The 5,117-nt window shown below is 75.3% G+C and carries 3 protein-coding genes and 1 pseudogene; all 4 read right to left on the bottom strand.

Annotated features, from left to right (window positions below; genetic code table 11):
- Positions 1–1,548 (bottom strand): ATP-binding protein (locus SSBG_RS02285; RefSeq protein ID WP_008744622.1); only part of this gene is annotated, 1,548 nt, incomplete at its 3' end.
- A gap of 208 nt (positions 1,549–1,756) precedes the next feature.
- Positions 1,757–2,655, bottom strand: a pseudogene (locus tag SSBG_RS02280) (ABC transporter ATP-binding protein).
- A 21-nt stretch (positions 2,656–2,676) separates the two neighbouring features.
- Complete coding sequence (locus tag SSBG_RS02275; protein WP_008744620.1) at positions 2,677–3,780, bottom strand: FecCD family ABC transporter permease; 1,104 nt, start codon at positions 3,778–3,780, stop codon at positions 2,677–2,679.
- The gene (locus SSBG_RS02270) at positions 3,777–4,718 is read right to left on the bottom strand and encodes a FecCD family ABC transporter permease (protein WP_420790257.1); all 942 of its coding nucleotides are present in this window, start codon (positions 4,716–4,718) and stop codon (positions 3,777–3,779) included. Before SSBG_RS02270 ends, SSBG_RS02275 begins: the two co-directional genes overlap by 4 nt.
- Positions 4,719–5,117: the final 399 nt, after the last annotated feature.

The following is a 5,117-nucleotide window of genomic DNA, read 5'->3' as shown; positions in this document are numbered from 1 at the left end:
GGGGGACGGGGATGCGGGCGGGGGCGGCGGGGTGTCCGTGCCGGTGGCGGCGGCCCGGGCGCGCTCCTCCTTGTGGGCCTTGACCCACGCCCGGTGCTTGGCGAGGGCCTCGTCGGGCGGCAGGTCCCGGTCCAGCGGCGGGGCGACGGGCGCGGTGATCTCCGGGAGCCTCTGCTCGACCACGAGCGCGGGGTGCTGGGGGTTGCGCTCGGAGATGTGCGCGGAGGAGAGCAGGACGACGAAACCCGTGCCGCCGCGCGAGGACGGCCGGATGCTGACCTCGATCTCGAAGCGGTGGGCGATCATGCCGACGACGTTGAAGCCGTAGTGGTGGTTCTTGAAGTCCGCGAGGTCGAGCACCTTGCCCGCGAGGCAGTCCTCCACGTACTCGCGCATCGCCCAGGGGATCTTCATGCCGCTGTCCTCGATCGTCACGACGATGCCCGCCGGGCGCTCCTCGGCGTAGACGTGCACCTCGGCGGTGGGCGGGGAGAACTGGGTCGCGTTGTCGATGAGTTCGGCGAGGAGGTGCATGATCGCCTCGGCGGAGCGGCCGACGATCGAGAGTTCGGTGTCGCAGTGCAGCACGACCCGGCGGTACGCCTCGATCTTGCCGATCGCGCCGCGCAGGATGCGGTACATGACGATGGGCCGGGTCCAGATGCGGCTGCCCCGGCCGCCGACCATCCAGGCGATGCGGTCGGCGGCGAGGGCGAGCCGGGACGCGGTCTCGTCCAGGAAGAAGAGGTCCTTGAACGCCTCCTGGCCGTACCGGAACTGCATGTCCTGGAGGCGGTGCAGGACGGTCGCGTTGCGCGCCTGCACGCGGGTGAGGCTGTGCCGGACCATGCCGTACGCGACCTTGGCGCGCCGCATCCCGTAGTGCGCGGACCAGGCGAAGTCGTCGAGCGCGGCGCGCAGTCGCGCGTCCTCGGGGAGCGGGACGCGGTGCAGCGCGTCGCCGTGGTTGCGCAGTGCGGCGAAGCGGGCGACGACGAGGGGCACGGTCTCGTGCGCGAAGGTCTCGATGTCCTGGTCGAGGCGTTCGGCGCGCCGGGCGCTCTCCGCGCCGAGCGCGCGGGCCTCGCGGGCCGCGGTGTGCGCGGAGCCGAGCGCGGTCGCCACCGAGTGGAGGGCGGCCCGCAGGGAGGGGTCGGAGGGGAGCGGGAGGGCGTCGAGCGCGCGGCGCGGGTCCTCGCCCTCGGCGAGCCGGGTGCCGAGGTCGGGGAGCAGGACGCGGACGAGCCTGGCGATCTCGGCGGTGTGCCCGGAGAGCGCCTCGCGGGCCTCCGTACGGGCCTGTTCGGCGCGTTCGGCGCGACGGCGGTGCACGCCCACGAGCAGCGCGGCCCATGTCGTGGCGAGCGCGAGGAGCAGCCAGCAGATCCCCGCGGTCGTCCCCGTCCACACCTGGGCCGCGGGGGGCGCGGCGGTCGTCGCGGCCATGGCGCCGACGGCGGTGAGGGCGAGCAGGAGCAGCGGTGGCGCCGCCCGGGGCAGGCGCGCGGGGCGGCGCGCGGGGCGCGGTCGGTGAGCGGTCACTGGCATTCCGCGGTTCCCTCGGTCTCGACGGTGGGGGAGGGGAGTACGGGGACGTACGGGACGCGGACCGGGGCCGCGTGCGGGTCATGCTAACCGTGCCGAAGCGGACCGTAGGGGTGCGGTACGGGCATAGCGCCCGATGGGGGTGTTTACTGCTGAATGCCTTTCTGCTGTGGGGTGTTTGTGGTAGAGGTGACGGATTTGCCGCGGGGGGTCACCCGACGGGACTGAAATGCCGTCCGATCGGGAGGACGAGCGGGGTGCCGGACACGGGGTCGGGGACGACGCGGCAGTCCATCGCGAAGACCTCGCGCACCAGTTCCTCGGTGACGATCTCGGCGGGGGCGCCCTCGGCCACGACGCGGCCCTCGCGCAGGGCGACGAGGTGGTCGCCGTAGCGGCAGGCGAGGTTGAGGTCGTGCAGCACGGCGACGACCGTCGTGCCGCGCTCGCGGTTGAGGTCGGTGACGAGGTCGAGCACGTCGACCTGGTGCGGCAGGTCCAGGTAGGTGGTCGGCTCGTCCAGGAGCAGGATGCCGGTGCGCTGCGCGAGCGCGACCGCGATCCACACGCGCTGGCGCTGGCCGCCGGAGAGTTCGTCCACGGGCCGGTCCGCGAGGTCGAGCGTGTCGGTCGCGGCGAGCGCCTCGGCCACGGCGGTGTCGTCCTCGGCGCTCCAGCGCCGGAAGAGCCCCTGGTGCGGGTAGCGGCCGCGGTCCGCGAGGTCGAGCACGCGGATGCCGTCGGGTGCCACGGGGGTCTGCGGCAGGATGCCGAGCCGGGCGGCTGCCTCGCGCGAGGGGACGGAGTGGATGTCCTTGCCGTCCAGCAGCACCTCGCCGGCCATGGGGCGCAGGAGCCGGGCGAGCCCGCGCAACAGGGTGGACTTCCCGCAGGCGTTGGGCCCGACGATCATCGTGACCTTGCCGGTGGGCAGCGCGGTGCTCACCCGGCGACGACCCCGCGGTGCGCGTACCCGAGGTGCAGGGCCCGCGCTTCCAGGCTGCTGGGCGGCGCGACGACGGGAGCGGCCGGGGCGGTGGACCCGGCCGGGGCGGTGGACGGCGCGGGCGCGGGGTTCTCGGCGGGGACGGGGGTGGTGGTACGGGGCACGGGTGGGGTCCTCATGACGGGTCAGCCCCCCTGGCCCACGCGGCCCGCGCGGGCGAGGAGCCACAGGAGACAGGGGGCGCCGACGGCGCCCGTGACGACGCCGACGGGATAGCCGCCCACGCCGGGCAGGTGCTGGGCGAGCAGGTCGCAGCCGAGCAGCAGGCTCGCCCCGCACAGCGCCGCGCCGCCGAGGCCGGGCCCGCCGCGTCCGGTGAGGCGGCGGGCGAGCGGCCCGGCGAGGAAGGCGACGAAGGTGACGGGCCCGGTCGCGGCGGTCGCGACGGCGGCGAGGCAGACGGCCGCCAGGACGAGCCACAGCCGGCCCGCCTCCACGCGCAGCCCGAGCCCGGCCGCCGCGTCGTCGCCGAGCGCGAGCGCGGGCAGGACGCGCGCGGTGAGCGCGACGGTGAGCGGGATCAGCGGCAGCAGGCACAGCAGCAGCGGGCGGGCCCTGTCCCAGTCGGCGCCGCCGAGGCTCCCGGTGAGCCACAGCAGGGCCTCCCGCGCGGTGTGGACCTCCGCGCGCGTCGTCAGGTAGGAGACGACGCTACCGAGCACGGCCGAGATGCCGATGCCGACGAGGACGAGGCGGTACCCGCTCACGCCGCGCCGCCAGGCGAGCGCGTACATCGCGACGGCGGTCAGCACCGCGCCGAGGACGGCGGCGAGCGAGACGGAGGCGCCGCCGAGGTGGAGCACGACGATCGCGAGGACGGCGCCGGTGCTCGCGCCGGAGGTGATCCCGATGACGTCGGGGCTCGCCAGCGGGTTGCGCACGAGGCTCTGGAAGACCGCGCCGGACATGCCGAAGGCGGCACCGGCCGCGAGCGCCGTGGCGACGCGCGGCAGCCGTACGTGCTGGACGATGAACTCCGGGGCCGCGTCGCCCCTCCCGGCGAGCGCGCGCAGGACCTGGCCGAGCGGGACGGTGAAGTCGCCGGTGCTCAGCGCGAGACAGGACAGCGCGAGGAGCAGCGCGGTGAGCGTGCCCGTCACGACGAGGAGCCGGGGCAGGGTGCGGCGGCGTACTCCCCGCAGGGCGCGCAGGGTCTGGGCCGTGACGGGGGCCGGGGCGGGGCGGCCGGGTACGGGGGTCCCCGGGTGCGCGACGGGATCGTGGGTCACAGTTCCGCCAGCCTGCTCTTGCGGACGAGGGCGAGGAAGACGGGGGCGCCGATGACGGCGGTCACGATGCCGACCTCGATCTCACCGGGCCGCGCCACGACGCGGCCGAGCACGTCGGCGACGAGCAGCAGCGCGGGAGCGAGGACCATCGTGTACGGGAGGATCCAGCGGTGGTCCGGGCCGGTGAAGGCCCGTACCGCGTGCGGCACCGTGAGCCCGATGAAGCCGAGCGGCCCGGCGAGCGCGGTCGCGGCCCCGCACAGGAGCACGACGGAGGCCGAGCAGAAGACGCGGGCGAGCGCGGGGTTCTGGCCGAGACCGCGGGCGGCCTCGTCGCCGAGGCCGAGCGTGTTGAGCAGCCGTCCCGACAGGAGCGCGCACACCGCGCCGACGGCGAGGAAGGGCCCGGCCTGCGCGGCGATGCCGAGCCCGCGCCCGGCGAGCGAGCCGACCTCCCAGAAGCGGAACTGGTCGAAGGTGTGCGTGTCGCTGAGCAGCACGGCGCGCGTGAAGCTCATGAGCCCGGCGCTCACCGCGGCCCCGGCGAGCGCGAGCCGGACCGGGGTGGCGCCCTGGCCGCCGAAGGACCCGACGAGGTGCACCACGAGCGCGGCGAGCGCGGCGCCGGCGAAGCCGAACCACACGTACCCGGTGAAGGAGGTGATCCCGAAGACCCCGATCGCGAGGACGACGGCGAAGGAGGCGCCCGCGTTGACGCCGAGCAGCCCCGGGTCGGCGAGCGGGTTGCGCGTCAGGCCCTGCATGAGGGTGCCGGCGAGCCCGAGCGCGGCCCCGGCGAGCAGGCCCACGACGGTACGGGGCAGGCGCAGCGAGGTGACGACGGTCTGGGCGTCGCCGGACGGGTCGTGGTGCGGCACGGTGTTCCACACGGTGTCCAGCGCGACCGGCTTGGCGCCGATCGCGAGGCTCGCGAGCACCGCGAGCGCCAGGACGACGAGCGCGAGCGCGAGCCCTGCGCCGAGCGCGCCGCCCCGGCGGCGCCGCGCGGGGGCGGCGGGCGCGGCGCGGGGGCGGCGACAGGTGGCCCCGCCGCCGTACGGGTACTGGACATGAACGACTCCTCCGGAATAAGGGGAGGCTAACCTAAATATCGCTCACCCTATTTGGGTCGTGAAGTGCTTCAACCCGGGCAAAAGGCGCGTCCGTGTGGTCGCCTTGTGCCATGTGATGTCGATGAACGGGCAGGGGGCGGAGTGGTCCCTCGATGCCCCCGTCCCGCCTGTCGCCCCGTTACCCCGCCCCCCTCTCAGGGGGGGGGTGGCGGGTGGCCCGTCCCTCGCGCGCCCCCTGTGCGTCCCCGGGTGGTGGCCGGGTGG

The sequence above is a fragment of the Streptomyces sp. SPB074 genome (genome assembly GCF_000154905.1).
Taxonomy (GTDB): domain Bacteria; phylum Actinomycetota; class Actinomycetes; order Streptomycetales; family Streptomycetaceae; genus Streptomyces.
The sequence above is the reverse complement of the archived record's forward strand: the minus strand, read 5'-3'. Positions and strand labels throughout refer to the sequence as shown.